Genomic DNA, 26,026 nt, shown 5'->3' on the forward strand with positions numbered 1-26,026 from the left:
ATCATATATACCGTTTAACGTTGAAATTTCATTTTGTACATGCGCTTATCCGCTATGCTGATAAGAAAGTCAACATTGTCACTGTCTTTAGGGTATTGCGCTAAGCCCATGCTCGTTGAAAGTGTTGAGACTTTATCGGAGTTTAATATTTGTGCATCAAAGACGGTATTTATCTGCTCACGTACGTTCTCTTCATTGAGATGTTCACCTTCAAGTATAACCGCGAACTCATCTCCTCCCATGCGATAAACAGTAAAATCATTGAGTGTCATAGAATTAAGCCGCCTAGCGATTTCCCGCAGTACAGTGTCGCCAACTTGGTGTCCGTGTGTGTCGTTGACTTCTTTAAAACCATTTAAATCTAGAATCCAGAGAGAAAAGGGCCTTTTTTCTTGAGTAAATTTGTTTAGGGTAATGAATAGTGCATTGCGGTTCCCTAGGTTCGTCAAAGGGTCGCTTAGCGCCAATTTTCTATGAAAATGGGATTCACGATAAAAGAAATAAGTTAGAGAGATAATCGACAAAACGAACGTCGCAAACAGCATATATTGTGCTTGCATTAAGCGCTGGGTTTGACCTTTTTGTGCTTCATAAGCTTTACTACTTAGACGGAAGTTTTGATTAACGAAGTCTATTAAGCCTAAATATAGTGTTTGAGTTGAACGATAAAATGCAGCAGCAGCTTGGCTATCACCTGTTCTAGCTTCTACTAGTTGTTTTTCTAGCTCTTTGAACTCTTCAAAAAGGTTAATGAAGTAAAGGTGCATGTTGTTCCGAGAAAAGAACTTATTGGCTTTCGTGCTACTGGTCAATAAGTCAAAGCGACTCCACGCTAACTCGTATTGAAGCTCTGCACCGTCAATATTCAATACGTTTTCATCTAACCGTCTGGCCTCGCCGACAAGTTCTGATAGTTCTTTGGAGAGTTGGAATAAAAACCAAGTCGCTTGTTTTTGTTCGTTATTAAAATTTTGTGAGAGTGAACGTGTTTGCTGTAAAAGCACGACATTCGCGAGAAGCAAAGAAACGGCAAACACCACCAGCAGCATTTTGCTGGTGGTAGAATATTGCAATATTCTTTGTTTCTTAGAATAGGGTTCTGATAACTTCATTCTTATTATTTTTCTTTTATTTCATTTACTTGCCATACCATTTGCGCATGATATTTATTGTAGTTTAGCTCTGGATAGAGATTGAGTGGATATATCACCCAGAAAGGGCCTTTATTCCTGACTTTTATGTAATTCTGATCTTGTTGATAAGCCAGTATTGGTTGATATCGAAGAATATCTTGTCGGGACAATGTCGAGTGGTAGTCGTTTAAGCTGCTGATATCAACCTGCTCTGGTACCTTTCCGTAGACGTGTGTAAGAAGCGTGCTGAGTTTAACGCCTAAAAACTCTGACGAGGCAGGAAGCCAAGGCAATGTCATCGTGTAGCTAGTGGCAGGTAAAGCTTGGATCTCTTCCAGTTCCAGTATGACACTAGGCTGCTGGCTACTACTAAATACGATCGTATTTGCAGACAAGAATGGCGCAACAAAAAACAGACCTAGCGCGACTATCTTTTTCATCATATGCCCTTTTGAGTTTTATTCTTTTTTCTTAGCTAGGACAAAGGTGCTAGCGGTAATTTATTTATAATTATAGAGCCAACCGGATGAGATTTTATAATACGTTATGTTTCAAAAATAACTGTCGGTTTACGTCACGTCAAGGTTATTAAGTTGCTTCTTAATTAAAAGCTCAGAGTATTGGGATGATGGTAGAGTTTCGTAATGATTTCGCGGTATTTAATTGGTTTTTAGTGCAGCTTTGTTTCATTTTTAATAAAGATACTGTGTCGGAAATGAGAATTTAATAAGGCGAGAAATGGACGTCGAATTTGTTCTTAAGTTACATTATTTTACATATTTAAATCATCGATATTCAGATATGTATTTGTTAGTACGTAAAGAAAATAAAGTCACCTAGTTTTGGTGACTTTATTTTTTATTTCATGAGCTTACTTAAATTAACTATGCAAACAAATATTTTGCATGGAAGTTGAGGTGCTCTTCAATAAAGCTTGAGATGAAGTAATAGCTATGGTCATAGCCTGGTTGCATTCTCAAGGTTAGGTTTGAATCGTGTATTTTTGCCGCAGCAATCAGCGCTTCCGGTCTAAGCTGCTCATTTAAGAAACCATCAGCATCACCTTGATCAACCAAAATTGGTAATGGTGATTGTTGTTGTTTTAGAAGTTCACTTGCATCGTATTGCTTCCAGCTTTCAAGCTCCTTGCCTAAGTAAGCAGTAAAGGCTTTTTGTCCCCAAGGGCATTGCATTGGGTTACTGATTGGACTGAACGCTGAAATAGAACGGTACTGTTCTGAATTTTTCAGACCAATGGTGAGCGCTCCGTGGCCGCCCATGCTGTGACCCGAAATCGACTTCACGTCAGAGACAGGGAAGTTACTTTCGATGATCGCAGGTAACTCCTCGGTCACATAGTCGTACATGCAGTAATGCAGTGACCAAGGTGCTTGCGTCGCATTAAGGTAAAAGCCAGCTCCTTTTCCTAGGTCATAGCTTTCGTCGTCAGCGATACCTTCGCCTCTCGGACTTGTGTCTGGTGCAATGATCGCAATGCCAAGCTCGGCCGCCATACGAAATGCGCCCGCTTTCTGCATAAAGTTCTCATCGGTACACGTTAAACCAGAGAGCCAGTATAGCGCGGGTACGGGATTTGATTTCGTTGCGTTAGGTGGCAAGAATATCGCGAAGCGCATGGTGCAGTTTAGGGCATTGGATTCGTGTGTATATTGCTTGTGCCAACCGCCAAACACTTTGGCTTGGCTTACATTTTCAATGGTCATGAATAAACTCTCTAATTAGCAGAAGGAATTCAGGCTCCCCAAAAGGAGAGCCTGAGGCAGCATTATTGATCCATATGGATAACTGTTCGGATGCTCTTACCTTCATGCATCAGATCAAACGCTTTGTTGACGTCTGCTAATCCCATTGTGTGGGTAATGAACTCCTGTAAGCCGAATTCTCCAGCCATGTAACGGTTTACGATTTCTGGAAGCTCAGAGCGACCTTTAACGCCACCGAAAGCGCTGCCACGCCATACACGACCAGTTACCAGTTGGAATGGACGAGTTGAGATCTCTTGACCTGCACCAGCAACACCAATGATGACTGACTCACCCCAACCTTTGTGACAGCACTCAAGTGCTTGGCGCATCACGTTTACGTTACCGATACATTCGAATGAGTAGTCAACACCACCGTCTGTCATTTCAACAATCACTTCTTGAATTGGCTTGTCGAATTTTTGTGGGTTGATGCAATCAGTTGCACCAAGTTGTTTCGCTAGGTCGAATTTGCTTTCGTTGATGTCTACACCGATGATGCGGCTGGCACCAGCCATGCGAGCACCGATGATTGCAGAAAGACCGATACCGCCTAGACCAAAGATTGCCACGGTGTCGCCTTTTTCAACTTTAGCTGTGTTTAATACCGCACCCATACCAGTGGTTACGCCACAACCTAGAAGACAAACTTCTTCAAGTGGTGCTTCTTTGTTTACTTTCGCTAGTGAGATTTCTGGAAGAACCGTGTACTCAGAGAAAGTAGAACACCCCATGTAGTGGAAGATAGTTTCGCCGTTGATAGAGAATCGGCTTGTGCCATCTGGCATTAGGCCTTTACCTTGCGTTTCACGAACGGCCTGACATAGGTTCGTTTTGCCAGATTTACAGAACTTACACTCACCACATTCAGCAGTGTAAAGTGGGATAACGTGGTCGCCAACTTCAACGCTTGTTACGCCTTCGCCAACCATTTCAACGATACCGCCACCTTCGTGACCAAGGATTGAAGGGAAGATACCTTCTGGATCGTCACCTGATAGTGTGAATGCGTCAGTGTGACAAACACCAGTTGCTACGATGCGTACTAGCACTTCGCCGGCTTTTGGAAGTTGTACATCAACTTCTTCCATTTTAAGCGGCTCACCTGCAGCCCAAGCGACCATTGCTTTTGATTTTATGTGAGTTTGACCAGGTTTGATTTCAAGCGACATTGGATGTTTCCTTTATATTTTCAGTATATGGAGTGACGTAATAAGCGTAGTTAAGGTTTGCTTACCGCGCTTCGTCGTTTTGTTGGTGCTCATTGTAGGTGTTTCAGTAAAAATGATAATCCGTCCATTTTGAAAATGATTTTTACATATGCGTAATAATGATAAGGTGAGCGTGTAAAAAGAGTGCGATGCCTCCTTAAAGCGGAAGGGAAATGGAAAAGGTGATTGACCTGAAGTTAGATAGAGGGGCTAAAGTAGAAAACTGTCAAACCATCAGCTAAGTAAGAGTGATTATGAATAAGACGGATCTGAGTGCCTATTTAACCAAGCTAGGCTTGCCTAGTGAATTGCCCGCCGATTTGGAGTCATTGCACAGAATTCACGTGGCGCAGCATCGTTGCCTGCCGTTTGAGAATTTTGACATCGCATTGCAGCGAGGCGTCTCTGTTGAGATTGAAGATATTATTCAAAAAACCGTGTACCACTCTCGCGGTGGTTACTGCTTTGAATTAAATGGTTTAATGCTTGATGTGCTCAACACTCTTGGGTTTGAAGCGCGAAGTTTGCTAGGGCGTGTACATGTGTCTGGTACACCAACAGGTCGTAGTCATCAAATCACGTTAGTGACGTTAGAGGAACAAACATGGATTGTCGATGTGGGTTTTGGCTCCAATACCCCTCGAGCGCCATTGCCATTTATCCTTGACCAAGTGATTCAGACGGATTTACAAACCTTCCGTTTTGTCAAAGATGCTCAGTTTGGTTATTTCCTCCAAGTGCTTTCAACCGATGGAACGGACACGTGGAACAATCTATACAGCTTTGACCTAGAGTTTGTGTTTGCTGGTGACATTGCATGTAGCAACTTCTTTACCTCGACTTCGCCTAATTCGCGTTTTACTAGCGCAAGGGTCGCTGCTAGAGCGACAGAAAGTGGGTTGGTGACGCTGCTTAACTACACACTCAGATGCACCAATCATGAAGCGCTAACAGAAATAGAGCTAGAGCCAGGTCAAGCCTACCTGGATGCGTTGAAAGAATATTTTGGTATTGAGCTTGATGCGCAATACGACGATCTTCGTCCGTTACCTGACGCGTAAAGTTCTCCAGTTTTCAAAGCGTAGCGCGACGAGAACAATGTAATCACTATTTGTCTAGAAGAGGTCGACAGGAATACAGCATGGCGAATTGGGAAGGAGTCAGCGAGTTTGTTGCCGTAGCGGAAACTAACAGCTTTACAGCTGCCGCGGCTAAACTGAAAACGTCAGTGGCACAAATCAGTCGCCGCGTATCGGCACTTGAAGAGCGTCTTGCGGTTAAGTTACTGCATCGCACGACGCGAAAAGTTTCTCTGTCTGAAGCTGGACAGCTTTATTATCAGCAGTGCAAACATTTGGTCGAAGGGCTAGAACTGGCTGAGCTTGCTGTAACGCAAATGCAGACTGAACCGCGAGGTTTGCTGCGTGTGACAGCGCCTGTGACCTATGGGGAAATGAACCTCGCGCCGCTCTTGCATCAGTTTTTGGAGAAGTACCCGCGTGTGGACCTCGATTTAGTGCTGACCAATCAAAAACTGGATTTGATAGAGCAAGGGGTAGACGTGGCGATTCGTCTTGGCCGCCTGCAAGATTCCAGCATGATCGCAAAGCGTCTTTCGTCGCGTCAAAATTACGTGTGTGCTAGCCCTATGTATTTGGAGCGATTTGGCGAGCCTCACACATTATCCGAACTGGCTCGACATCAGTGCTTGGTTGGTTCGGTCGATTATTGGCATTTTAAGGAAAATAAACGCGATAAGTCTTTGCGCGTGTCGGGGAGGATTAAATGCAATAGTGGTTTTGCGCTAATGGGCGCCGCCAAACGTGGTTTGGGTTTAGTGCAGTTGCCGGACTATTACGTTCAAGAAGCCCTAGATAACGGTGAGCTAGTCGAGGTGCTGACCGATTACCGAGACGACCGTGAAGGCATTTGGGCACTGTATCCACAAAGCCGAAATTTATCGCCCAAAGTGAGGTTGTTGATCGACTTTTTAGCGCAGGAACTAGCGGATTAGAGTTTTCATGAACTTTAATACAACTGAAGTTGCTAAAACGCCCAGTGATGCCGGGCGTTTTTATTAGGATGAGAGCTGGAATCGAAAAGACATGAATCACTATTGGTTGGATTCCGCGTCTTCACGTTTAATCACTTTGTGTCCATCTTCAGACACGCCTTTTTTCCAATAGCTGCTGATGTAGATATTCTCGCGATCGACTTCTTTTTCGTTGCGGAAATATTGGCGCAGCGCGCGCATTGAATCGAACTCACACGCACACCATACCGAAGCGTTACCATCTAACCACTCGAGTTCGCGAACGCTATCAGCCAAGGCTTGCCCTTCGGTTAACCAAATCAACTCCACGCCTGCTGGCGCGTGTAGGGGTTGGATGTCGTTTGGAGACATCACGCTGATCACAGCGTAGCCTTTGGCCTCTTCTGGCAACGTGCGAATTTTCGCAGAAAGCGCTGGAAGTGCCGTCATATCGGCAGCCATGAAGAACCAATCCGCCTCAGTATTTAAGTTGGAAATGCTACCCGGCCCCACGATGTTGATCGTGTCGCCTTTTTGCGCGGCCATTGCCCAACGTGCGGCAAATCCGCATTGCAGATCTTGCGTTACGTGTCGGACGAAATCCACTTCGATTGAACTGGTTTCTGGATGAAAGCGTCGAATTGTATAGGTGCGCATGATTGGTCGGTCGTCTTCTGACAGGATGCTCAGATCCGCGCCGCCCATATCGTTAAACAGTAATTTGATGTAACTGCCTTCGCAGTCACGAGGAAAGTGGCTCAGCGCCTCACCTTGCAAGGTAATGCGCTGCATGTTTGGAGTGATGGTTTCTGTGTCTGTGACAACAAGCGTTTTAGGTTGAGGCTTCTTTTTCATTGTTACTTTACTCGATAATTATTCTCTTTCTCATTTAAAGATTATCAAGTTCCCTAACAAGAGGGTAGCGTCTTTAAACAAATTTACACTGTGAATTAACGCCAAAGCCTCAAGCAAAATGCAGTATCTGTCCTTTCCCAATTACGTAAAGTGAGTCGTTTTTAACCATAAATGGACTTATATCATTGGAATCGTAGACAAAAGCAACAGAGCGGCCATGCTGTAGTTGAACCCCTTAACGCGTTTATCGGTGGTCAACCAACGCTGCAATTGCATGCCTGCCGCCGTCCAAAATGTCACCGATGGCAAGTTGGCTAAACAGAAGATACCGGCGATAAAAGTCAGTTCGAGCCAAGAACCGCCACTGGTGTATACCGTAATGGCCGTCAACGCCATCGACCAACCTTTTGGGTTCACCCATTGGAATGCAACAGCCCCTAAAAAAGACATCGGGCGAAAATCGTGTTTTGCTTCGGTTTTGTCGCTGGTGGCGATTTTGTACGTCAAGTACAGCAAATAACTCAAGCTCAATACTTTTAAAATGGAGTGTGTAATTGGATATGCGTGGAACAGGCTCATCAAGCCAATGCCCACCAAAATTAGCATGGCACCAAAGCCAAAGGTAATGCCCAACATATGTGGGATAGTGCGTTTAAAGCCGACATTTGCCCCTGAGGTCATCAACATAATGTTATTGGGACCCGGCGTAAAAGTGGAGACAAAAGCGAACAACGCCAAAGCGCCCAGTTGATGATATTCCATAGATTGTTCCTTGAATCAGTTCTCGATAAGTTGAGAACAACTATAAGTAGAACTGAGGTCAATATTGTGCTTTTATTTGATGATTAGAAACTAAATAAGCAATGAAACATCATCATGGATAGATTTGACGAAAGAATATTGCAAGTGCTCAAACGAGACGGAAGAATCTCCAATGTGGAGCTGTCGGAACGCGTTGGTTTATCTCCGTCTGCAACCTTACGCCGAGTGCAAGATTTAGAGCGTAAAGGCGTGATCAAAGGCTACCGAGCAGTACTGGATAATCAGCAACTTGGCGTGGGTTTTGTCGCTTATGTGTCGATTGGTTTGGCCTCGCACTCTAAGCAGGCACAGCTGGGTTTCGAAGAGCATGTGCGTTTTGTAAACGAGGTGGTGGAATGTCACAACATTACGGGATCTAACGAATATCTCATACGCGTAGAGACGCAAAATCTCGCCGCTTATAAAGCGTTCCATGCTGATGTGTTGGGTGAGTGCGAACACGTCAAGTCGATCACAACGATGGTGGTGATGGACACACCAAAAGACGAGCGATAGCCAAACGAGAGTGACAGTTTTTGTGGCACATGAATTTGAAGTGACTCGAAAGAGTCAGTCGAGTATGAGAATGGTTCACAACAAATGCTGGAAAGCAGATGGCACTCTTACAATTTCCATATTTATTCTCACCTTCTAAATAATCCCATCCTGCTAGTTTTGCTTAAACCGCTTGTGTTTCAGAGCGGCGAGTCAGCAAAATTAAGGATGAACGATGAAATCACATGCAACACTTCCTCTTTTGAGCTTAAGCGCTGTTGCCGCATTGAGCTCATTTAACGTCAACGCCCATGGCTGGGTAGAGTTTCCAAGTGCTCGTCAAAATACGTGTTATTTAGACGGTGGTTTTTGGACCAACGAGATCCCTAACCAAGCGTGTAAAGCGGCTTTTGAAGAATCTGGTGCTTACCCGTTTGTGCAGCGCAGTGAAATTGCAGCAAACGTACCAAATTACCGAGATATGGAGCATGTGAAAGCCGTGGTTCGCGACGGTGAGCTATGTTCTGCTGGCGATGCCGCTAAGAAAGGCTTGAACTTTCCTTCTCCAAACTGGCAGCGCACCAATGTTACGCCAGATGCAAATAACCAGATTGAATTGGTGTTTTACGGCAAAGCGCCGCACAACCCATCGTACTGGGAATTCTATCTCACCAAGCCAACTTATGATGATTCAAAGCCTCTTACTTGGAGTGATTTAGAGCTGATCGACACCGCAGGTGATGTGTATGTTGATGCGGAAAAACGCTACCGTATTCAGGTGACTTTCCCTGCTGATCGTTCCGGCGATGCGGTGCTTTATACTCGTTGGCAGCGCATTGATGTCGCTGGGGAAGGTTTCTACAACTGTAGTGACATTACGTTAAACGGAACGGGCACGACGCCACCGACTGACCCTGTTGATCCAACCGAACCGGGCAATAATCTGACATCTCTGGGCTACTTTGTTCAGCAAGGTTTCGGACCAGTAGAAGCGGGTGACACCATTCGTTTTCGTACGTTTAATGCGACAGGCAATGAAATTGTCGATATTTCACTACCAATCAGTGCAAACAATACGGCGACTTGGGCGGCAGAAATTGCGGATCAATTTAATGCGCAGCAAACGGGCGATTGGTACGTGGGCATTTGGCATCAAGAGATGAGCCACTACATGTTCGATAGTAACAACGTGAATGCGAACCAAGTATTAGCGCCAAGTGCAGACTTCAGTTATGCGTTGTCACTGATCAAAGCGGATGTAACGCCACCAGTTGAACCAACCAACTTGTGGGACAAGACGGCCGTATACAACCAAGGTGATGTGGTGACGCACAACGGCAAAGAATGGACTGCCCAGTGGTGGACGTCTGGTGAGGAACCAGGCACAACAGGCCAATGGGGTGTATGGCGTTAAGCCAGTTATTCGGGCTCTGAACAATAAAACCCTTCTCATGTTAGAAGGGTTTGTTTTTTTAGCCTAAAACGATCACTTTGGTCGAGTGGTTGTCTTGAAAATCAGAGCACATATCGTTATTCGCTTGCTCTCCACTCGCTCCAGTTGAGCATCGCGTAGTCTGCCAGTTTTAGCATCGGAATGTCTTCGTGTGTATCACCGTAGGCATAAACAGACGCAAATTCGTCGAGCGAAAACGTGGCCCTAACGCGCGAGACTTTTTTTTCTAAACTACAATCACCTTGCTGGTAAAAGCCACTCAGTTTTGGCTGTTCTGAGATCAGTTCACTGCACAGCAAGTGGTAACCGTTCGCTTCACACCAAGGCTTGAGATACGCATTGAGTGATGCCGACACCACCACAATGGTATCGCCTCTGTGCTGATGCCACGCCAACCTTTCCATCGCTTTTGGCCGTAAGTACAGCGGGATCACTTCATGGGCAAACTGAGTGCCAATCGCTTCAATTTTCTGCGTTTCTTTCCCTGAAAATGCAATAAAACTGCTGAGAGGACGCATAACACGAGCGGGTAACACTCCGAGTTTGTACAGCGCATAAAATGGCATGATAGCGACCTTTCCTACTCGTTTGCGCAGGCCATAAGCAGAATAGTGGAGGAAAAGGCTAAACATATCCTCTCGGGTGATGGTGCCATCAAAATCAAACAGTGCCAGTGACGGCTTAGTATTATCGAGCAAATTCAGCGCCTATTTTTTGGTTTAAGATCGTTTTGTGTTTATTGATAAAACACCGCCAACCAGATGGTTTCTTGCGTTGGGTCAGTCCAGCTCACTTTGTGTTTGGTATGAGCTGGAATCGTAACGTGATCGCCTGCCTCAAGTCGTTGCACTACACCTGATTCAAAAGTCAGCTCTCCAGCTCCTTTAAGAACCAAGACCCATTCATGTTCTTCTTGATCGTACCAGCCACTTTCGGGCGAGGTTTGCCCCGTTGAGACAATGCGTTCTATACGCAGGTTTTTGTGGGTCAGCAGGTCTTCGAACACTTCCTCGTCGAGGTTATTCGGTAAGTCTTTAAACAGGTTCATGGCCTTTCCTTAGAGAATGATCAGTCCAAAAGGCGCAAGCAATTGCTCTTGTTGCCAATCACAAATTTTAACACCAAACAGAGAAACGCGGCGAACATCTAGCCCGTCTAGTTCGACATGAGTCAGATCACACTGCTCAACGTTAAAGGTTCCCCATTGTTCTGGCGAGAATTCGCAGCGAGATAAATCCGAGCCTTTGAGAGTTGCCCCTGCGAGGTTCGCACCGTTCCAACGGTTTTCAAAGAGGTCACATTTTTCTAGTAACACTCGTTCGAAGTTACAGTAGGTGAGGTTGCAGCCAGTAATAAAAGCAGAACAGAAAAACATGGTATTGCTGACGCGATTAGCAAAGTTCGCACCTTGGAAGTTTGCCCCTTTGAGATCGCACTTACGCAGCTCCAAGCCCATACAATTTGCGCCGTTAAACAGGCTCATCGCCAACATGCAGTTCGTAAAGCTAGCGTCTTTTAAGTTCGCGAAGCGAAAACTACACCCTTCTAGCGCTTTGGATTCGATAAAGCGACAGTCGATGAACTTAGCATCGCGCAGATCGGCATGGTCGAAACAGCACATATAAAAGTGGCAGTTTTTAAAGGTAGCATTCTGAAAATCGTGATGAGAAAAGTTTTCTCGTTCAAAAATGAGATCGGTTTTTAACATGTCTTCTCCTTAGCTGCGAGCAGACTAGCACTCCAAGTGACTGATTTTCCAGAAAAATAACTTCTTGTATTTCAGTGTTTTACAAACCCCTCAAATCGCGATTTTAAGGGGTCAAACGAGCGTTTTAAGTGGGTTGTTTTTTGAAAATAGAAGACGTAGAGGAAGAAAAAAGTTTTTGCTGGCTACGGACCTTAGCGAGAGGATTCGTGTTTTTGAGCATGCATAGCTTCTCACACGCACAGTTTGCATTACAGAATTGTATCCGATTTGCATAATTTGTTGATCGGTATGGCGTTTCTCTATACAAAAAACCTATATTTTTCACAAATTGATTTCCATCAAAATAGTAGGGTTTCTATGTGCTAGATTGCGCACAGCTCAAAAAGATATAGATACCCGTGTGCTTCAAGGCGCTGAGTTTACTTGAAATCTCAGATCAGTTAGTAGGCACCCCTTTGGGTACGACATAACGAAGCCCTACGAAAGGAAATAAAAATGAAAAAAACAATCTGCAGTCTAGCAGTGGTTGCTGCACTCGTGTCACCAAGTGTTTTCGCTCATAAACAAGGTGACTTCGTTCTTCGTGTTGGTGCGGCGTCTGTCGTTCCAAATGACAGCAGTGATAAGATTCTTGGTTCTCAAGAAGAGTTAGAAGTTGACTCAAATACGCAGCTTGGTTTGACGTTTGGCTACATGTTCACAGACAACATCAGTTTAGAGCTTCTAGCAGCAACACCATTCAGCCACGACATTTCGACAGATTTGGTTGGTAGTGATATCGCGAAAACCAAACATTTACCACCAACGCTAATGGTGCAGTACTATTTTGGCGAGTCTCAAAGTAAGTTCCGTCCATACGTTGGTGCAGGTCTGAACTACACCATATTCTTTGATGAAGATTTCAATAGTACGGGTAAAGGCGCTGACCTGTCAGATTTGAAATTAGATGATTCATTCGGTCTAGCAGCGAATATTGGTGTGGATTATATGATCAACGATCAATGGTTCCTCAACGCCGCTGCGTGGTACGCAAACATTGAGACAGAAGCAACTTATAAAGCAAGTGGAGTGAAGCAAAAAACCGACGTCAAAATTAACCCTTGGGTATTTATGATCAGCGGCGGTTACAAGTTCTAAGAAAAACCAGTAGTTACACGCACATTACTATTATTGGCATGACTTTGGGGGTGGTTACGGGGACTGCCCCTCTTTTTTATCCTCGTTTTGATTGCACATCATTTACTCCACTTAGCAACATGCAAAATTGGATCTTTACCTTGCAGATCATTTTATTGTCGGAAGATCGAAAAGTCCTACACTGATCACATAATTGAACAAGTGGACAATATAAATGAGCGACGACATCGCAAAGCATTCTTCCTCCAGATCTAAGTTGGTAAAAACTCTTTTCTTCACTCTCTGTGTTATTGCATTTAGTGCGATGTATTGGTCTTGGCAGTATTCTGACAGTCATCCAAGCACGGAAGATGCCTACGTTAGGGCAAAAATTTTGTCGGTAGCGCCTCAGGTAAAAGGCCAAGTGGTTTCTGTGGATGTTAAAGATTTCCAATCCGTTAACAAAGGTGACCTACTGCTGAAGATAGATTCACGCCCATATTTGTTGGCAGTGAAGCAAGCAAAAGCGGCATACCAATTGGCGGTCCAGCAACATGACGTTGCCGATAAGCAGGTAACTGAAGCCGTTGCGGGCTTAGATGCGGCGCGCTCTAACCTGACAGAAGCGCAAGTGGAGTACAAACGTACGGATTCCTTGGTGAAACGCAAACTGGCGTCGGACCAAGATTTAGATACGGCAAAAAACAAACTAGCCAATGCCCAAGCGAGCCTGGAGCAAGCGCGCGCGACGGTAGAAAAAGCCATTGCGAACCGTGGTGAAGAAGGCGCAGAGGCTGCGGTTGTTCAACAAGCGGGAGCACAGTTAGCGCAAGCAGAGCTGAACTTGAGCTACACCGACATTACGTCACCAGTGGATGGCATTGCCGGTGAGATCAATACGCACGTAGGCTCGGTCGTTAGCGTGGGTCAAACGTTGTTCCCTGTGATTTTAAAAGACAGCTATTGGGTACGCGCGAACTTTAAAGAAACCGATCTTACTCATATTAAACCTGGCATGCATGCGGATGTGGTGATTGATATGTACCCAGACGTGGTGTGGAAAGCAACGGTAGAACAACTATCGCCTGCGAGTGGTACATCGTTCTCCTTGATGCCACCAGAAAACGCAACGGGTAACTGGGTTAAAATCAAACAGCGTTTCCCTGTACGTTTGGCATTAGAAGTACCGGCCGATGCGCCGCAACTTCGCGTGGGTGCGAGCTCAGAAGTCACCATTGATTTGCAAAGTAGCGTGCAATGAGCCATCAAATTACGGCAGACAAACGGGGGATTGCCACCGTCGCCGTGATGCTTTCTGCCATCATGGTGTTAATCGATATGACCGTTGCGAACGTGTCGCTATCGCACATGATGGGCGCGTTGGGCGCAACGGCAGACCAAATTACGTGGGTGTTGACGGGTTACAGCATGGCGGAAGCGATCTTCATTCCGATGACCAGTTTCTGGGTGTCGCGTTTTGGTGAACGCAAAGTCATGTTGGTTGCTGTGATCGGTTTTGTGATTGCCAGTGCGCTTTGTGGGCAAGCACAGTCTCTTGAAGAGATGGTGCTATTTCGCATTATCCAAGGCGCTTTCGGCGCGTCGGTGATTCCATTGGCGCAGTCGACGTTAGTGCAGATCTATCCGTATGAGCAAAAAGGCAAAGCGATGGCGATTTTCTCCATCGGCATTTTGCTTGGTCCTATTTTGGGCCCAGTTGTAGGTGGTGTGATCACCGACAACATTAACTGGCGCTGGATTTTTTACATCAACTTGCCATTCGGTTTGATCTGTACCTCTTTGATTTATCGCTATATCCATATCGACAACAAATCCAAACCTAACTTTGACTGGTGGATCATCGGTTACATGGCGTTAGGTGTGGGCGCGTTGCAGTTTGTGTTGGATAAAGGGAATGAAGACGACTGGCTCGACTCACGTATGATTCAGACCGCGATATTGCTCGCAGTCATGGGATTGGTGATGTGGATCTATCGCAGTTGGAAAACCAAAAGTCCAATAGCGCCATTGTGGCTACTGAAAGACCGAAACCTTATGGTCTCGTCATTGATGATTGCCGTGGTGTCGATGGCGATGTTTGGTCTGACGACTCAACAACCAATGCTGTTGGAAAGCTTGCTGGATTATCCGGTCTCAACCACTGGTTTATTAATGGCACCGCGTGGGTTGGCGTCAGCGGCGATGTTGATTTTGGTGATTAAGCTCAATCCGCAATTCGATCCCAGAATCAAAATAGTCTTTGGCTTAAGCTGCATCGGGATTGGTAGTTATTTGATGACGCAATACTCACTGCAGATCGATACATTTTGGATTGTGATGCCGAGTATGATTCAGGGGATGGGGCTTGGTTTAACCTTCTCGACGCTATCCACCTTGGCGTATTTAACGATTCCGAAAGAGCAATCTGTTGCGGCGGCGAGTATTTACAATCTGTTCCGTACCATTGGTAGCTCGTTTGGTATTTCTATCGCCACCACGTTCCAATATCGTGATAGTCAGCAGCAATGGCATGCACTGGGAGAGGGTATTAATCCTTATAATCCTAACTTGCATGACTGGGCGGCCAATCAGGGGCTTTCTATTACCGACCCGGTTGCGTTAGACCAATACCAACAGATGTTGCAGCAGCAATCGCAAATGGTCGCGTTTGTGCACACCTTCCAGCTTGTGGGAGTGATGTTCGTGAGCATGATGCCGATGCTGGTTTTCATTCGGTCGCGTGAATAACATGAAGTTCCGGTGAATAGTGTAAGAGAACGCCTCTCAAGTTGTGTCAGCTTGAGAGGCGTTTTTTATTGGACAGTGCCAGTGAAAGAAGGACGTTTACTCAAACGTCACTTCGTCAAAATGCGGATTGGTTTTGAGCGCGCGCATTGCGACTAATTGTTCAGTCGGGAAAGCGGTGTGCTCACCATCCATATCTAAAAACAAGCACTCTTGTCGCTGCATGTCGTAGCCTGTGTCGAACGCGTTGCCCTGATGAGTTTCACCATTTTTTAGTGTGATCTCGATAGGGAGCTTAAACATACAGGCGATTTCAATAAAATCGTATTGGCTGCAAGTCACCATAGTTTTCTCCTTTCAAACCGACGCAGTATTCAGAAGGTTTGAGAACCGTATCCTTAAATAGGAGACGTTTGATTGAAACTGAATCTTCATCTTACACCTCATTTTGGTCACGAAATAGACATACACGCACGTTTTAATAAACCTACTGTTGAGCGTTCACAAGCGAGACAAAACTACGATATGTCTGAGACGATACTTAAGCGCACATACCTAACAAGTGAACAAAAGACACAAAAGCCAAGTTCACTGATTTCCCCTCAAACCTACGATGCGCAGTTGGCGCACCGTGTTCACCACTCGCCTCAATTTGAAAACGGCCGAGTTAAAAACGAGATGCCAAATGTCCCTAGCCCGCAATCATTCTGGCAGGTGTGTTGGAGCTATCTTGGTGGTAGAACGCCATTGAGTCCTAACGAACATCTGCCACATTTCCCAATTCAACCTACGCAGTTTGCGCAGCGAAGTGAATCGATGCGCGTTACTTGGCTGGGCCATTCCACCATGCTGGTGGAGGTCGATGGCATTCGAATTCTGACTGATCCGGTATTTGATTACGCTTCTCCGTTCATCGCAAAAGCGTGGTTTGAACGCAATATTCCCAATACCCATGCCAGAGATTGTTTGCCGATTCCTGAAATTATCGTGATTTCGCACGATCATTACGACCATTTAGAAGCATCGACCATACGTTTCTACGCCGATAAACCCGTGACGTTTTATGTGCCCTTAGGGGTTGGCAAGCATCTGATAAAGTGGGGCGTTTGCGCAGACAACATCGTGGAATTCGATTGGTGGGATAGCGTGCACTATGCCGGAATCGAACTGATTTGTACGCCCGCTAACCATAATTCGGGTCGTACTTATTTCTATAAAAACGCGACCCTGTGGGCTTCTTGGGTCATCAAAGGAAAAGAAGAGACGCTCTATTTTAGTGGCGATTCAGCTTACGATTCGCATTTTTCCGAGATCGCACTGCGATGTGGACCAATCGACATTGCCTGTTTGGAAGTGGCTGCCGATGTGAAAGGCCAAGGTTATCCGGTCGAAAACTGGGGACACATGCAGGCTCACCATACCGTGCAAGCGTTTCACGATTTAAATGCGAAAAAACTGTTGCCCGTACATTGGGCTACATACGAGCTATTTACTCACCGTTGGGACGAACCGATTTTAGATTTGCTTGCCCATTGTCAAAAAGAACATATAACGCTGCTGACGCCAATGCCGGGGGAGAGTTTTTACGTTCATCAAGAACATATAAATAAACAGTGGTGGCGAGAAAAAGAAATAGGTGAGCCAGCTAGAATTTTGACTTAATAATATGTTCTTACTTCAATAATTATTTGAGAAGTTAACCTTGTTATTTTAAAAATATAACAAGGTTTTTACTCGCTTACTCATCAATCACTTGAGGTTTTAACTCGACGACATTTCCTTCCGGATCATGTATATAGAGTGATCTACCGAACCCTTGTGCGCCATACCGCTTCGCAAACTCTTCGGTTTCAATGCCGCGCGCACGCAGATATTCCAGTAATTCATCCTCGGAAAAAGGCGCCAATTGCAGGCAAAAATGGTCAATATTACGACCATTTTGAACTGGTGGCTTACCGCCGAGTTGGCCCAATTCGCTGTCTACCGTCACTACATCAATCAATGCGTTACCTGCCCTAAGTTGAGTTAAACCAAGTTCCGTTACTTCGCGTTCGACAGGGCAGCCCAAAATGTCTCGATAGAAATGCAACATAGCATCGAGGTTACAGGTCCTTAAAACAACATGATCAAGCGCTTTGATGGCGATTGGATTTTTGGTGGGCATGCTTCACTCCTTTTTGCATTGTGTTGAGGTAAGTATAAAGTGACCTTAAAAGTGGTGAGAGAAATGATCAAATTCCAGATGTTTTTTTTCTAGAGCGAGTGCAGAAACACTGCAACTCAAAGCAAACAAAAAAGGCTAGCGTATTGCTAGCCTTTTGGAATATGGATGGGGCTATTACTCGTAATCAGAAGCGTAAGTTTCTTCGTAAGTGTGTGAGTAAAGCTCGAATAGGTTGCCGAATGGGTCTTCTAGGTAAACCATTTTCGCAGGCTTATTATCGTCTTCTGGGTGGTAACGCATGATGTCCATGCGAACTTTGCCACCTAGTGCTTCGGTGCGTTTGATAGCACCTTCAAAATCGTCTGTCTGCAAACAGAAATGGAAGATACCGATGCGAGAAAAATCCACTTCATGGCGCTCTTGACGCTCTTTCATTTCGAATAACTCAAGGCCAATGCCATCACTTGTCACAAGGTGCGCAATGTTGAAGCCTTTAAAGCCTTCCCCAAAGACCGCAATACACATTCTGCCAATTGCCGTTTCGCGTTCTTCAATCACTTTCGTGTTGCCCATAACGACTTTTAGACCTAGCGCTTGCGTGTAAAACTCAACCGCTTTGTCCATATCTCCGACCATAATACCGACATGATTCATTTTCATTTGTTTGCTCCCAACATGTGTGTTTGAACGTTGTCTTGTTTCGATGTGGGAGAGTATATGGCGTGATGTTGATTACATGAAATTATCATAAATTATAAAAATGATAATTTTATTTAATGTTGTACATGTTGGGATTGAGTTAGTGAGCTAAGGCCTCAACAGCTTGCCTCACCGAGGTGAAATGAATCTTGATAATGCACCGTTGCGCGAGGCTGAATTCATGCGATTGGATTAATGACGTAACCTCTTCTACGGACAGCGTTCGTTCTTTTGGGTGTAAAAGAGTGGTGTTCGAACCATTGTTTTTCAATTCGAACGTGTTGCCATTTGAGTCAATAACGTAATCATCTTGCCCAAAAATGAGGGCTTCGCATTCAGAGTCTAAGTCGGACTGGGAATGCGTATAGATCAGCTCATCGTCGCCGTCTAGTTTTAGCAAGCATGGCCAGCATACTGCGTGGGCTCTCATGGTTAACTCATTATTCATTGTTATTTAGAAACTTGACCCAGGTTGTTGCAAAAATGCTAACTCTTCAGGTGTGCTTTCTCTACCCAAGATGGCGTTGCGATGTGGGTAACGTCCAAACTGGTCGATGATGGCTTTGTGTTTTAGCTCAAAATCGTAGTTATTTTCAAGCCCTGATGCGCGAAACAATTTCTCAGCTTCGACATGAATGAGGCGAGATTCGCTGTGCATAAACGGCATGTACAAAAAGCTTAGCTGCTCAGGCGCTAATTCTTTATCGTGACCTAACCGAATTGCCTCTTGAGCCAGTGCTAATGCGAGTTGGTCTTGTGCAAACGCTTTTGGGGTGTTGCGATACACATTACGTGAAAACTGGTCGAGGGCGATGATTTCGGCCAATCGTCCTTGTGTGCTGTCACGCCAATTAAACAGCTCACAACGAGCCGCTTGTTCTAATACCGAGGCAAATCGCGATGCAATACGCTTGTCCAGTTCTGGGTTGTTTTCAAACCAATTTTGGGGCGATAGCTCCTCGAACCAAAATTTGATGACTTCTTGGTACATGGTTCTTCCTTCTTATTGCATTAGCTAAAGAATAAAAAGCCAGAAGGCGAGCTCCTGGCTTTCTGCGTGTTATCGACCGTAAGTCTCTACGATGTAACGTTCAAAATCGTCACACATTTGTTCGTCAGAGATGGCGTTGCTTGCCAGCTCTTTACTGCCGTCGACGACTTTAATCGCGGCGTTCAGTAAAGCGACTGGTGCTCGCTCTCGCGTCGCAAGTGAGTCGATTTTCTTCTGCTGCACTTCCCATGCCTGTTCTTGTGACAGGTTACACACGTCTGCAAGGTATTTGGCATTGAAGCCTTCGCCAGTCAGGCTGACAATGGTTTCGTTGTGCGACAAGTGATTGCCTGCGTGCCAGTAGTGTTTTGCCAGCAGTGGGCCAATTTCTGGGTTATCCGTTAGGTAACCAAACTTCTCAAGGAAGTATGCACGGGTCTGGTACACCGCCATGTGCGCGAGTAGGTAACCTTGATACGCACACGCCGCTTCGTCGGATAGCAAATGTGGAATCGCCATCAGTGGGCGAGGGCTGCATTCCAAACCAAGGATCTGTTTTTCACAATCGCGAGCCAGCTTAGTGATGCGTTCTGGCGTTAACTCGTCATCGCTCAGTTGATATAACGCGCGTTCAAAGTACGGCACAACCAAGATGCTACGTTCTTCATAAGCTTTGAATGGCTGACGACTGTTGATCATCGCTTGAATAATCTCATCAGGAACCGAATTCTCTTCATCATCCAGTGCGTATTGTTTTAGCCAATCGGCATCGGTTAACAGGCTATCACAGAACATCGACTGAGTTTCTGCATAAGCCATTGACGTTGGCGCAAACTCCTGCGAGAAACAAGGCGCGTTCATTTTTACGTTCGCAAAGTGTGCTGCGTGGCCGCCTTCGTGGAACAGCGTGTTAATGCCATCGTATCCACTGCCCACTTGGTCTGGTTTGGCATTACTGGTGAAGTTCACCTGCGCTGCGACCCATTCGCCTTGATTATAGAAAGAAGGGATAGGGCCGTGGCAGAACCCATTCGGGTACTTACCTTTGCGATCTAGTAAATCCAGCGTTAGCGTCGCGCCAGAGTAATCAATATTTAGGCGACCAAATGATTCTACCCAGCGTCTCAGAGATTTTGAGAACGGCACGTATGGGTCAAGGTCACGCATAACGTTACCCGCGAATGAGTAAACAAAGTTGTAGCCTGCTAGTGCGCTTGCGCCTTTCTCTTTCGCCAAGTTTTCTAAGCTGTTTAGATGCGCATCTCGCGTGCGTTGTTCGAAATCTTCCAAAATTTCGAATAGCTGCTCGGAGCTCATCTTTTCCGTTTTTTGCACGGAGTAATCAAAGAAAGTCGCATAACCCAGTGAGCGAGCGAACTGGTTGCGCAGTTTGATCAGTTCAATAAAGCCGTTTCGCAGTAGCCATTGTTCAAGGTTCAGCAACGCTTGATGAGCCGATTGGCGAACTTCTTCATGATTGCTGGTGCGAATGGTTGAGCTTAATACGGGCAGTGAACCTTCTACTTGCTCGCCGTTCTCATCGGTAAATGTTTGTACGTGGTTCTGTTTTTTCTCGAAGAGCTCAGCTTCAAAGGCAATGAGCTGATTTTTCAACGCTTGTGCTTTTTCGCCCTCGATAGCGTGAGATTCAAACATCGCCAGCCAACCAGATAGACCCGTAATGGTTTGTTGTTTCTCTTGTGGGTCGGTAATTGAGTCCGCGGCTTCAAGCTGTTGTTTGATGGCAGTAATTTGCTCGGCGTTGCTTAAAAAGCTTGTCCATGCCGTTTGTGCTTGCGTCGAGTCATCATGGTCATCGCTGATCCCCATGTAAGTTTCCCAAAAGAAATTTTCTTTGGTGCGGTGAATCGCAAGGTAACGTTGATTGAGGTCGTTGAGATAATCCGTTGCGGTCATTTTGATCCTTCAAATGGTTTCGTTATGTAGACAGTTGATTATTGCACGCTTGGTCGCGAGAAAGGAACGCTAATCTCATTTGTCGATTTTGCATCGCGTAAAGGTGATTTTACTATTTGTTTACATTTGGGTGAGTTAATAGGAGTTATGAGCTTGCAGTGTTAAGACTGGAATGGAGTTTACAGTTTATTAAGTAATTAATCTGCGGTGCGCTATCGATGATCCTTATCAGGTGTAATAAGATTTCCATATCGTGGCGATACAGTTGGAAACGATATGATAAATAAGACAAAAGTTACGTTATTGGCGGTAGGTACGATTTTAGTTGGATGTTCCACAGTCGCGCCACCAAGAAATGATGCGGTTGAAAGCATTCAACAAAAGTGTTCTGTGATTTTAAGCAATGATGTTGCGGGCGATCAGCGCTGGCAGACGTACAACGGCTTGCTTGTAGAATATGCCGTGCATGGCGTTAAGAGTCAGGCACAACTGGAACGTTTTGAAGCGTTTGTGCAGAGAGTGCAAGATGATGAGTCTGGACAGTTAGTTACAGAGTTGATTGAGGTCACCGACTGGGGATGCTCAAACGGCAATTATCTTGAAGAGATGAGCTTGTTTATTCAAGAAGTTCAAAAGTAAAAAAACCGAGCGTTAAGTCGCTCGGCTTTTCTGTTTGTGGAACGCTTTTGTACGCTGGTTCGTCAGGACGTTTACTCCTCTGGATACTCGCCCATACCTTGCGTTTTACCTTCCGCTTTCCAATGCTCTCCAGGAGCAAATGCTTCATCGCATAAATCTACGGTGTAGCCCATTTCTGTGATTTCCTTCAAAGTGAGGTTATCAGCAATATTTGCAACTTCCCCCGATTTATTCCGTAACTCCATGTTGATCTCTCCTCTGTAGGTAGACGAGTGGCATCAATGCACAGTGAAGAATGCATTGCTAACCTTTGTTCTAAGTATATAACCCTCTGCTAAAAATGAAGGTTTAATCCGCTTTTTAAATATGGTTAATTGGATAATGCTTTGAGCTGCTTCCGTTATTTAGAACCGCAGCATCGCGATAGTTTGCCATTTGTGATTTATTGAGTGATTAAACGGTCAATTTGGAAACTCGAAATGGTGATTCTCGACCACGCTTTAGCACAACAAATTGTTGATCGAACCATGTCCATCATTGGTCACAATGTGAATGTGATGAACTCGGCAGGCATCATCATTGGCAGTGGCGACCCTAAACGTGTTGGGCAAGTGCATGATGGCGCGGTACTGGCGCTGAATCATGGCGATTCGCTAGAGCTTAATGAGCAGCAATGTTTGACGTTGCAGGGTGTCAAACCCGGTATCAATATGTTGTTGAAATTACATGGCGACGTGGTTGGTATTGTTGGTGTCACAGGCGAGCCGGAGAAAATCCGAGATTTTGCCAAACTGGTTAAAATGACCGCTGAATTGACAATCGAGCAAGCTGCGCTGGTGGAAAAATTTCAGTGGGACAGACGTCATCGCGAAGAGTTTATTCTGGCTTGGATCAATGGCAAATTGACCGATGAAGAGCTGAAAGATTGGGCGATGCGTCTTTCTATCGATGTTACTCAACCACGGGTGGCAACGGTGATTGAAGTCTCGACGCCGTCGGCCTCAAAAAGCATGAAGAGTGTGCGCAATATTGTTGAACTGCTTGAATACCCAGAGCGTAACAATCTAGTTGCGATTGTCTCGGTGAATGAAATTGTGGTGTTGAAACCGTGTCATTCCGCCAAGCAGTGGGATAGCCAAGTTGAAAGTGAGCGCATTGATAAGTTGATGTCGCGTTTAAGCGATCACGATTCGCATACGTTTCACATTGCGCTAGGGCAGCTGTTTAATGAGCCTAAAGATGTCGCGTTGTCATACCAAAGCGCGAAGCAGGTATTAGCCATTGGCAAGCAGTTCTACCCAGAGAAACGTAAGTACCTGTTCGATGAACTTCGTTTGCCTGTTTTGTTAGCGCCGTTGGCGGATATTTGGCAAGGTGAACAAATTATTGATGGTGTGAAACGGTTGAAAGAGAAAGACAAATCTGGGCAATTATTGAAAACCCTAGATGCACTGTTTGAATGCAATGGCAATGTAACAGAATGCTCTAAAATGCTGTTTATTCACCGGAACACTCTGCGCTATCGGTTAGAGAAAATCACCGAGATAACAGGGCTACCAACAACCAATTTTGTGGGGTTAGCGGAGCTTTATATTGCGACTCGGCTCTCAAAAATGTCGTGATGTTGTGCATTTGCACAATACGCGTTATTTTTTGACCACATCATTTGTCACTCCGCCTAAAGGAATTCGAAAGCAAACGATTAATAATTCATGCGTCCCTACATGTTGAGTGAGCCAACACGGACTCGCTCAGCAAAATAAGAATAAATGGAGTTATCATGAACCTTATATTAATCCTGCTCGGGGTGATCGCATTTATTGTGCTCACGACCACCAAATTCAAATTACATCCCTTTTTAGCGCTGATCATCGCGGCGTTCCTTGCGGCATTTGCTTACGGCTTACCGGCAGATAGCATTGCCAAAACCATTGCTTCTGGCTTTGGCGGCATCCTTGGTTACATTGGTTTGGTTATCGTTTTAGGTACCATCATTGGTGTTATTTTGGAAAAAAGTGGTGCGGCGATCACCATGGCCGATACGGTCATCAAAGTGTTGGGTGAGCGTTTCCCAACATTGACCATGAGTATCATAGGTTACATCGTTTCTGTTCCGGTATTTTGTGATTCAGGCTTTGTCATTCTGAACTCGCTCAAAGAATCGCTCGCGAAGCGTTTAAAAACCTCAAGCGTTGCGATGAGTGTGGCGTTGGCAACTGGCCTATACGCAACGCACACGTTTGTGCCGCCAACTCCTGGCCCGATTGCCGCTGCGGGTAACTTAGGCCTGGAATCTAACCTTGGTTTAGTGATTGGTGTGGGTGTGTTTGTTGCAGCGGTTGCGGCGTTAGCGGGGATGTTGTGGGCGAACCGATTTCAACATGTTGAACCAGATGGCATTGAAGCCGCAGAAGAAATTCAGCAAGACTGGCAAGCACTCAAAGCGTCTTACGGCAAATTGCCAACGGCGAGCCAAGCATTCGCTCCTATTTTTGTTCCTATCTTATTGATCTGTTTTGGCTCTATCGCGAAATTCCCAAGCCTACCGCTGGGCGAAGGTTTTGTGTTTGATGTTCTGACTTTCTTAGGACAGCCACTAACGGCATTGGTGATTGGCCTGTTCCTTTCTGTTCGCCTACTCAAGTCAGACAACAAGATTGAAGAATTTGGCGAGCGAATCAGCCAAGGTATTACGGCTGCTGCGCCTATTCTTTTGATTACCGGTGCGGGTGGTGCTTTTGGCGCGGTATTAAAAGCAACGCCGCTAGGTGAATACTTAGGTACGACGCTATCGGCGCTGGGCGTGGGTATTTTCATGCCATTTATCGTTGCGGCTGCGCTAAAGTCGGCGCAAGGTTCATCAACGGTTGCATTGGTGACCACATCGGCTTTGGTTGCGCCTATGCTCACGCAATTGGGGCTCGATTCAGAAATGGGCCGCGTATTAACGGTGATGGCGATCGGTGCAGGTGCGATGACGGTTTCTCATGCAAACGACAGTTTCTTCTGGGTAGTTTCGCAGTTTAGTCGCATGTCGGTGGGCCTAGCGTACCGCGCGCAAACCATGGCTACGCTCGCTCAAGGTGTCACGGCAATGGCATTAGTGTACATTTTGAGCCTCGTTCTCTTATAAGTCTCTGGAAATACGTATGAAAGTGGTAATTGCACCTGATTCATTTAAAGAAAGCTTAACCGCCAAACAAGTGAGCGAGGCGATCAAAACGGGTCTTGCTCGCGTATGGCATGATGCTGAGTTTGTTACGGTTCCGGTCGCAGACGGTGGCGAAGGCACGGTTCAATCTTTGATAGATGCAACTCAAGGCGAACAAGTCTTCACAACAGTGACCGCGCCATTAGGGAATGATGTTGAAGCGTTTTATGGCATCCTCGGCGACGGCGAAACCGCAGTTATTGAAATGGCGGAGGCCAGTGGGCTGCACCTTGTGCCGAGTGACGCTCGCGACCCAAAACTGACCAGTAGCATTGGTACCGGACAGCTGATCAAACACGCGCTAGACAGAGGCATTCAACGCTTAATCATTGGTTTGGGCGGCAGCGCTACCAATGATGGTGGCGTGGGCATGTTGACCGCGTTGGGGGTGGCGTTTCTTGATGAATCTGGTCATGCAATTACCCCAAATGGAGGCGGGTTAGCGGCGCTTGCGTCCATCGATATTTCTGGTCTTGATCCTCGCTTAGCAACTTGCGAAGTGTTGGTAGCGTGCGATGTTGATAACCCACTCTGTGGTGACAAAGGCGCGTCGGCTATCTTTGGCCCTCAAAAGGGAGCGACCGTATCAGACGTTACTCTGCTCGATAACGCATTGCGCAAGTTTGGCGAGTTGACGGAACAAGCGACGGGTAAGCATGTACTGACTCGTGAAGGGGCGGGTGCTGCTGGTGGTATGGGCGCGGCCTTGCTCGGGTACACGCCAGCACGTTTGCAACCGGGAATTGAGATTGTGCTTGAAACGGTCAAACTTGCTCAGCATGTTGCGGATGCGGATATCGTATTTACAGGCGAGGGTCGAATCGATCATCAAACCGCACATGGCAAAACGCCGATGGGCGTTGCTCAGGTCGCCAAGCAGTGTAATTTACCAGTCATTGCATTAGCAGGCTGTGTGGGCGACAACTATCAGGCGGTTTATGAGTGCGGCATTGATGCGGTGTTTGCTTGTGTACCAAGGGCGATGAGCTTACCTGAGGCCATGAAAGAGGCCGACGTCAACGTTGCCAATTTAGCCGAAAACGTCGCGAGAATGTGGCAAATTAAGTCGCACTGAGGGCGATAACGATACGAG

At 45.8% G+C, this 26,026-nt stretch carries 28 protein-coding genes; 12 read left to right on the forward strand and 16 right to left on the reverse strand.

Annotated elements, in window-relative coordinates:
• Positions 1-14: 14 nt before the first annotated feature.
• The 4 genes from R7E00_RS20375 to R7E00_RS20390 form a co-directional block, all read right to left on the reverse strand.
• On the reverse strand, positions 15-1,112 hold the full coding sequence (locus R7E00_RS20375; protein ID WP_053303994.1) for a GGDEF domain-containing protein: 1,098 nt from the start codon (positions 1,110-1,112) through the stop codon (positions 15-17).
• 5 nt (positions 1,113-1,117) lie between these two features.
• Positions 1,118-1,573, reverse strand: a complete 456-nt coding sequence (locus R7E00_RS20380) for an oxidoreductase (RefSeq protein ID WP_158173505.1) — start codon at positions 1,571-1,573, stop codon at positions 1,118-1,120.
• Between the two features lie 444 nt (positions 1,574-2,017).
• Positions 2,018-2,857, reverse strand: coding sequence for an S-formylglutathione hydrolase (gene fghA / locus R7E00_RS20385; protein WP_005374382.1), 840 nt, complete (start codon positions 2,855-2,857; stop codon positions 2,018-2,020).
• A 62-nt stretch (positions 2,858-2,919) separates the two neighbouring features.
• Positions 2,920-4,068 carry an S-(hydroxymethyl)glutathione dehydrogenase/class III alcohol dehydrogenase gene (locus R7E00_RS20390; RefSeq protein ID WP_017821027.1) on the reverse strand — a complete coding sequence of 383 codons (1,149 nt, stop codon included), beginning with the start codon at positions 4,066-4,068 and terminating at the stop codon, positions 2,920-2,922.
• A gap of 293 nt (positions 4,069-4,361) precedes the next feature.
• On the opposite strand from R7E00_RS20390, the gene R7E00_RS20395 reads away from it, so the two are divergent.
• The gene (locus R7E00_RS20395) at positions 4,362-5,168 is read left to right on the forward strand and encodes an arylamine N-acetyltransferase family protein (protein WP_005374380.1); all 807 of its coding nucleotides are present in this window, start codon (positions 4,362-4,364) and stop codon (positions 5,166-5,168) included.
• A gap of 80 nt (positions 5,169-5,248) precedes the next feature.
• Positions 5,249-6,121: a LysR family transcriptional regulator gene (locus R7E00_RS20400; protein WP_017633836.1), complete on the forward strand. Its 873-nt coding sequence runs from the start codon at positions 5,249-5,251 to the stop codon at positions 6,119-6,121.
• Positions 6,122-6,220: 99 nt separating this feature from the next.
• Here the strand turns inward: R7E00_RS20400 and R7E00_RS20405 are convergent, their stop codons facing one another.
• Together R7E00_RS20405 and R7E00_RS20410 are read right to left on the reverse strand one after the other, a co-directional pair.
• Complete coding sequence (locus tag R7E00_RS20405; protein WP_158173327.1) at positions 6,221-6,994, reverse strand: siderophore-interacting protein; 774 nt, start codon at positions 6,992-6,994, stop codon at positions 6,221-6,223.
• Positions 6,995-7,171: 177 nt separating this feature from the next.
• On the reverse strand, positions 7,172-7,756 hold the full coding sequence (locus tag R7E00_RS20410) for a LysE family translocator (protein ID WP_053303997.1): 585 nt from the start codon (positions 7,754-7,756) through the stop codon (positions 7,172-7,174).
• Positions 7,757-7,870: 114 nt separating this feature from the next.
• Here R7E00_RS20410 and R7E00_RS20415 point away from each other — a divergent pair, with 114 nt between their 5' ends.
• Together R7E00_RS20415 and R7E00_RS20420 are read left to right on the forward strand one after the other, a co-directional pair.
• Positions 7,871-8,311 carry an Lrp/AsnC family transcriptional regulator gene (locus R7E00_RS20415; protein WP_031780811.1) on the forward strand — a complete coding sequence of 147 codons (441 nt, stop codon included), beginning with the start codon at positions 7,871-7,873 and terminating at the stop codon, positions 8,309-8,311.
• A gap of 214 nt (positions 8,312-8,525) precedes the next feature.
• Positions 8,526-9,704 carry a lytic polysaccharide monooxygenase gene (locus R7E00_RS20420; protein ID WP_213869054.1) on the forward strand — a complete coding sequence of 393 codons (1,179 nt, stop codon included), beginning with the start codon at positions 8,526-8,528 and terminating at the stop codon, positions 9,702-9,704.
• 116 nt (positions 9,705-9,820) lie between these two features.
• Here R7E00_RS20420 and R7E00_RS20425 read toward each other — a convergent pair whose 3' ends face one another.
• The 3 genes from R7E00_RS20425 to R7E00_RS20435 are packed head-to-tail and all read right to left on the reverse strand — an operon-like array spanning position 9,821 to position 11,451.
• Positions 9,821-10,441 carry an HAD-IB family hydrolase gene (locus R7E00_RS20425; protein ID WP_213869053.1) on the reverse strand — a complete coding sequence of 207 codons (621 nt, stop codon included), beginning with the start codon at positions 10,439-10,441 and terminating at the stop codon, positions 9,821-9,823.
• 38 nt (positions 10,442-10,479) lie between these two features.
• A complete protein-coding gene (locus tag R7E00_RS20430) occupies positions 10,480-10,791 on the reverse strand; it encodes a cupin domain-containing protein (protein ID WP_005383281.1) in 312 nt (103 codons plus the stop codon).
• Positions 10,792-10,800: 9 nt separating this feature from the next.
• Entirely contained in the window at positions 10,801-11,451 is a 651-nt protein-coding gene (locus tag R7E00_RS20435) for a Qnr family pentapeptide repeat protein (RefSeq protein ID WP_005374358.1), read from the reverse strand.
• 495 nt (positions 11,452-11,946) lie between these two features.
• Between R7E00_RS20435 and ompW the strand changes: the two genes are divergently transcribed.
• The 3 genes from ompW to R7E00_RS20450 all read left to right on the forward strand — a co-directional run bounded on the left by ompW (position 11,947) and on the right by R7E00_RS20450 (position 15,315).
• Positions 11,947-12,588 (forward strand): outer membrane protein OmpW, encoded by a 642-nt coding sequence (gene ompW / locus R7E00_RS20440; RefSeq protein WP_064369526.1) that lies wholly within the window; start codon positions 11,947-11,949, stop codon positions 12,586-12,588.
• Between the two features lie 214 nt (positions 12,589-12,802).
• Positions 12,803-13,828, forward strand: coding sequence for an HlyD family secretion protein (locus tag R7E00_RS20445; protein WP_064369525.1), 1,026 nt, complete (start codon positions 12,803-12,805; stop codon positions 13,826-13,828).
• On the forward strand, positions 13,825-15,315 hold the full coding sequence (locus tag R7E00_RS20450) for an MDR family MFS transporter (RefSeq protein ID WP_262606186.1): 1,491 nt from the start codon (positions 13,825-13,827) through the stop codon (positions 15,313-15,315). The genes R7E00_RS20445 and R7E00_RS20450 overlap by 4 nt, the downstream gene beginning before the upstream one ends.
• A 96-nt stretch (positions 15,316-15,411) precedes the next feature.
• On the opposite strand, the gene R7E00_RS20455 is transcribed toward R7E00_RS20450, so the two are convergent.
• Positions 15,412-15,657, reverse strand: coding sequence for a Rho-binding antiterminator (locus R7E00_RS20455; protein ID WP_005374351.1), 246 nt, complete (start codon positions 15,655-15,657; stop codon positions 15,412-15,414).
• A 180-nt stretch (positions 15,658-15,837) separates the two neighbouring features.
• On the opposite strand from R7E00_RS20455, the gene R7E00_RS20460 reads away from it, so the two are divergent.
• Positions 15,838-16,974 (forward strand): MBL fold metallo-hydrolase, encoded by a 1,137-nt coding sequence (locus R7E00_RS20460; RefSeq protein ID WP_262606207.1) that lies wholly within the window; start codon positions 15,838-15,840, stop codon positions 16,972-16,974.
• Between the two features lie 76 nt (positions 16,975-17,050).
• Here the strand turns inward: R7E00_RS20460 and R7E00_RS20465 are convergent, their stop codons facing one another.
• The 5 genes from R7E00_RS20465 to R7E00_RS20485 form a co-directional block, all read right to left on the reverse strand.
• Entirely contained in the window at positions 17,051-17,476 is a 426-nt protein-coding gene (locus R7E00_RS20465) for a VOC family protein (RefSeq protein WP_017634369.1), read from the reverse strand.
• 174 nt (positions 17,477-17,650) lie between these two features.
• Positions 17,651-18,136: a VOC family protein gene (locus R7E00_RS20470; protein ID WP_005374344.1), complete on the reverse strand. Its 486-nt coding sequence runs from the start codon at positions 18,134-18,136 to the stop codon at positions 17,651-17,653.
• Positions 18,137-18,275: 139 nt separating this feature from the next.
• On the reverse strand, positions 18,276-18,605 hold the full coding sequence (locus R7E00_RS20475) for a DUF4144 domain-containing protein (RefSeq protein ID WP_213872688.1): 330 nt from the start codon (positions 18,603-18,605) through the stop codon (positions 18,276-18,278).
• A 24-nt stretch (positions 18,606-18,629) separates the two neighbouring features.
• Entirely contained in the window at positions 18,630-19,166 is a 537-nt protein-coding gene (locus R7E00_RS20480; RefSeq protein WP_262606185.1) for a DUF924 family protein, read from the reverse strand.
• A 69-nt stretch (positions 19,167-19,235) separates the two neighbouring features.
• On the reverse strand, positions 19,236-21,083 hold the full coding sequence (locus tag R7E00_RS20485) for a M3 family metallopeptidase (protein WP_262606184.1): 1,848 nt from the start codon (positions 21,081-21,083) through the stop codon (positions 19,236-19,238).
• A 276-nt stretch (positions 21,084-21,359) separates the two neighbouring features.
• On the opposite strand from R7E00_RS20485, the gene R7E00_RS20490 reads away from it, so the two are divergent.
• Complete coding sequence (locus tag R7E00_RS20490; protein WP_017634365.1) at positions 21,360-21,722, forward strand: hypothetical protein; 363 nt, start codon at positions 21,360-21,362, stop codon at positions 21,720-21,722.
• Positions 21,723-21,793: 71 nt separating this feature from the next.
• On the opposite strand, the gene R7E00_RS20495 is transcribed toward R7E00_RS20490, so the two are convergent.
• The gene (locus R7E00_RS20495; RefSeq protein WP_005374332.1) at positions 21,794-21,967 is read right to left on the reverse strand and encodes a hypothetical protein; all 174 of its coding nucleotides are present in this window, start codon (positions 21,965-21,967) and stop codon (positions 21,794-21,796) included.
• Positions 21,968-22,201: 234 nt separating this feature from the next.
• On the opposite strand from R7E00_RS20495, the gene R7E00_RS20500 reads away from it, so the two are divergent.
• From R7E00_RS20500 to R7E00_RS20510, 3 genes are all read left to right on the forward strand, one after another.
• Positions 22,202-23,344: a sugar diacid recognition domain-containing protein gene (locus tag R7E00_RS20500; protein ID WP_005374330.1), complete on the forward strand. Its 1,143-nt coding sequence runs from the start codon at positions 22,202-22,204 to the stop codon at positions 23,342-23,344.
• A 158-nt stretch (positions 23,345-23,502) separates the two neighbouring features.
• On the forward strand, positions 23,503-24,855 hold the full coding sequence (locus R7E00_RS20505) for a GntP family permease (RefSeq protein WP_213907503.1): 1,353 nt from the start codon (positions 23,503-23,505) through the stop codon (positions 24,853-24,855).
• Positions 24,856-24,871: 16 nt separating this feature from the next.
• Positions 24,872-26,008, forward strand: coding sequence for a glycerate kinase (locus R7E00_RS20510; RefSeq protein WP_042522351.1), 1,137 nt, complete (start codon positions 24,872-24,874; stop codon positions 26,006-26,008).
• Positions 26,009-26,026 lie beyond the last annotated feature (18 nt).

Origin of the sequence: Vibrio sp. Vb1755, assembly GCF_033338635.1 — a bacterium.
GTDB classification, from domain to species: Bacteria; Pseudomonadota; Gammaproteobacteria; order Enterobacterales; family Vibrionaceae; genus Vibrio; species Vibrio alginolyticus.

What these genes read in the sequence shown, in the direction of transcription:
- R7E00_RS20375 (WP_053303994.1), bottom strand. Translation starts at nt 1,112, where the DNA reads ATGAAGTTATCAGAACCCTATTCTAAGAAACAAAGAATATTGCAATAT.
- R7E00_RS20380 (WP_158173505.1), bottom strand. Translation starts at nt 1,573, where the DNA reads ATGAAAAAGATAGTCGCGCTAGGTCTGTTTTTTGTTGCGCCATTCTTG.
- fghA (WP_005374382.1), bottom strand. Translation starts at nt 2,857, where the DNA reads ATGACCATTGAAAATGTAAGCCAAGCCAAAGTGTTTGGCGGTTGGCAC.
- R7E00_RS20390 (WP_017821027.1), bottom strand. Translation starts at nt 4,068, where the DNA reads ATGTCGCTTGAAATCAAACCTGGTCAAACTCACATAAAATCAAAAGCA.
- R7E00_RS20395 (WP_005374380.1), top strand. Translation starts at nt 4,362, where the DNA reads ATGAATAAGACGGATCTGAGTGCCTATTTAACCAAGCTAGGCTTGCCT.
- R7E00_RS20400 (WP_017633836.1), top strand. Translation starts at nt 5,249, where the DNA reads ATGGCGAATTGGGAAGGAGTCAGCGAGTTTGTTGCCGTAGCGGAAACT.
- R7E00_RS20405 (WP_158173327.1), bottom strand. Translation starts at nt 6,994, where the DNA reads ATGAAAAAGAAGCCTCAACCTAAAACGCTTGTTGTCACAGACACAGAA.
- R7E00_RS20410 (WP_053303997.1), bottom strand. Translation starts at nt 7,756, where the DNA reads ATGGAATATCATCAACTGGGCGCTTTGGCGTTGTTCGCTTTTGTCTCC.
- R7E00_RS20415 (WP_031780811.1), top strand. Translation starts at nt 7,871, where the DNA reads ATGGATAGATTTGACGAAAGAATATTGCAAGTGCTCAAACGAGACGGA.
- R7E00_RS20420 (WP_213869054.1), top strand. Translation starts at nt 8,526, where the DNA reads ATGAAATCACATGCAACACTTCCTCTTTTGAGCTTAAGCGCTGTTGCC.
- R7E00_RS20430 (WP_005383281.1), bottom strand. Translation starts at nt 10,791, where the DNA reads ATGAACCTGTTTAAAGACTTACCGAATAACCTCGACGAGGAAGTGTTC.
- R7E00_RS20435 (WP_005374358.1), bottom strand. Translation starts at nt 11,451, where the DNA reads ATGTTAAAAACCGATCTCATTTTTGAACGAGAAAACTTTTCTCATCAC.
- ompW (WP_064369526.1), top strand. Translation starts at nt 11,947, where the DNA reads ATGAAAAAAACAATCTGCAGTCTAGCAGTGGTTGCTGCACTCGTGTCA.
- R7E00_RS20445 (WP_064369525.1), top strand. Translation starts at nt 12,803, where the DNA reads ATGAGCGACGACATCGCAAAGCATTCTTCCTCCAGATCTAAGTTGGTA.
- R7E00_RS20450 (WP_262606186.1), top strand. Translation starts at nt 13,825, where the DNA reads ATGAGCCATCAAATTACGGCAGACAAACGGGGGATTGCCACCGTCGCC.
- R7E00_RS20455 (WP_005374351.1), bottom strand. Translation starts at nt 15,657, where the DNA reads ATGGTGACTTGCAGCCAATACGATTTTATTGAAATCGCCTGTATGTTT.
- R7E00_RS20460 (WP_262606207.1), top strand. Translation starts at nt 15,838, where the DNA reads ATGTCTGAGACGATACTTAAGCGCACATACCTAACAAGTGAACAAAAG.
- R7E00_RS20465 (WP_017634369.1), bottom strand. Translation starts at nt 17,476, where the DNA reads ATGCCCACCAAAAATCCAATCGCCATCAAAGCGCTTGATCATGTTGTT.
- R7E00_RS20470 (WP_005374344.1), bottom strand. Translation starts at nt 18,136, where the DNA reads ATGAAAATGAATCATGTCGGTATTATGGTCGGAGATATGGACAAAGCG.
- R7E00_RS20475 (WP_213872688.1), bottom strand. Translation starts at nt 18,605, where the DNA reads ATGAGAGCCCACGCAGTATGCTGGCCATGCTTGCTAAAACTAGACGGC.
- R7E00_RS20480 (WP_262606185.1), bottom strand. Translation starts at nt 19,166, where the DNA reads ATGTACCAAGAAGTCATCAAATTTTGGTTCGAGGAGCTATCGCCCCAA.
- R7E00_RS20485 (WP_262606184.1), bottom strand. Translation starts at nt 21,083, where the DNA reads ATGACCGCAACGGATTATCTCAACGACCTCAATCAACGTTACCTTGCG.
- R7E00_RS20490 (WP_017634365.1), top strand. Translation starts at nt 21,360, where the DNA reads ATGATAAATAAGACAAAAGTTACGTTATTGGCGGTAGGTACGATTTTA.
- R7E00_RS20495 (WP_005374332.1), bottom strand. Translation starts at nt 21,967, where the DNA reads ATGGAGTTACGGAATAAATCGGGGGAAGTTGCAAATATTGCTGATAAC.
- R7E00_RS20500 (WP_005374330.1), top strand. Translation starts at nt 22,202, where the DNA reads ATGGTGATTCTCGACCACGCTTTAGCACAACAAATTGTTGATCGAACC.
- R7E00_RS20505 (WP_213907503.1), top strand. Translation starts at nt 23,503, where the DNA reads ATGAACCTTATATTAATCCTGCTCGGGGTGATCGCATTTATTGTGCTC.
- R7E00_RS20510 (WP_042522351.1), top strand. Translation starts at nt 24,872, where the DNA reads ATGAAAGTGGTAATTGCACCTGATTCATTTAAAGAAAGCTTAACCGCC.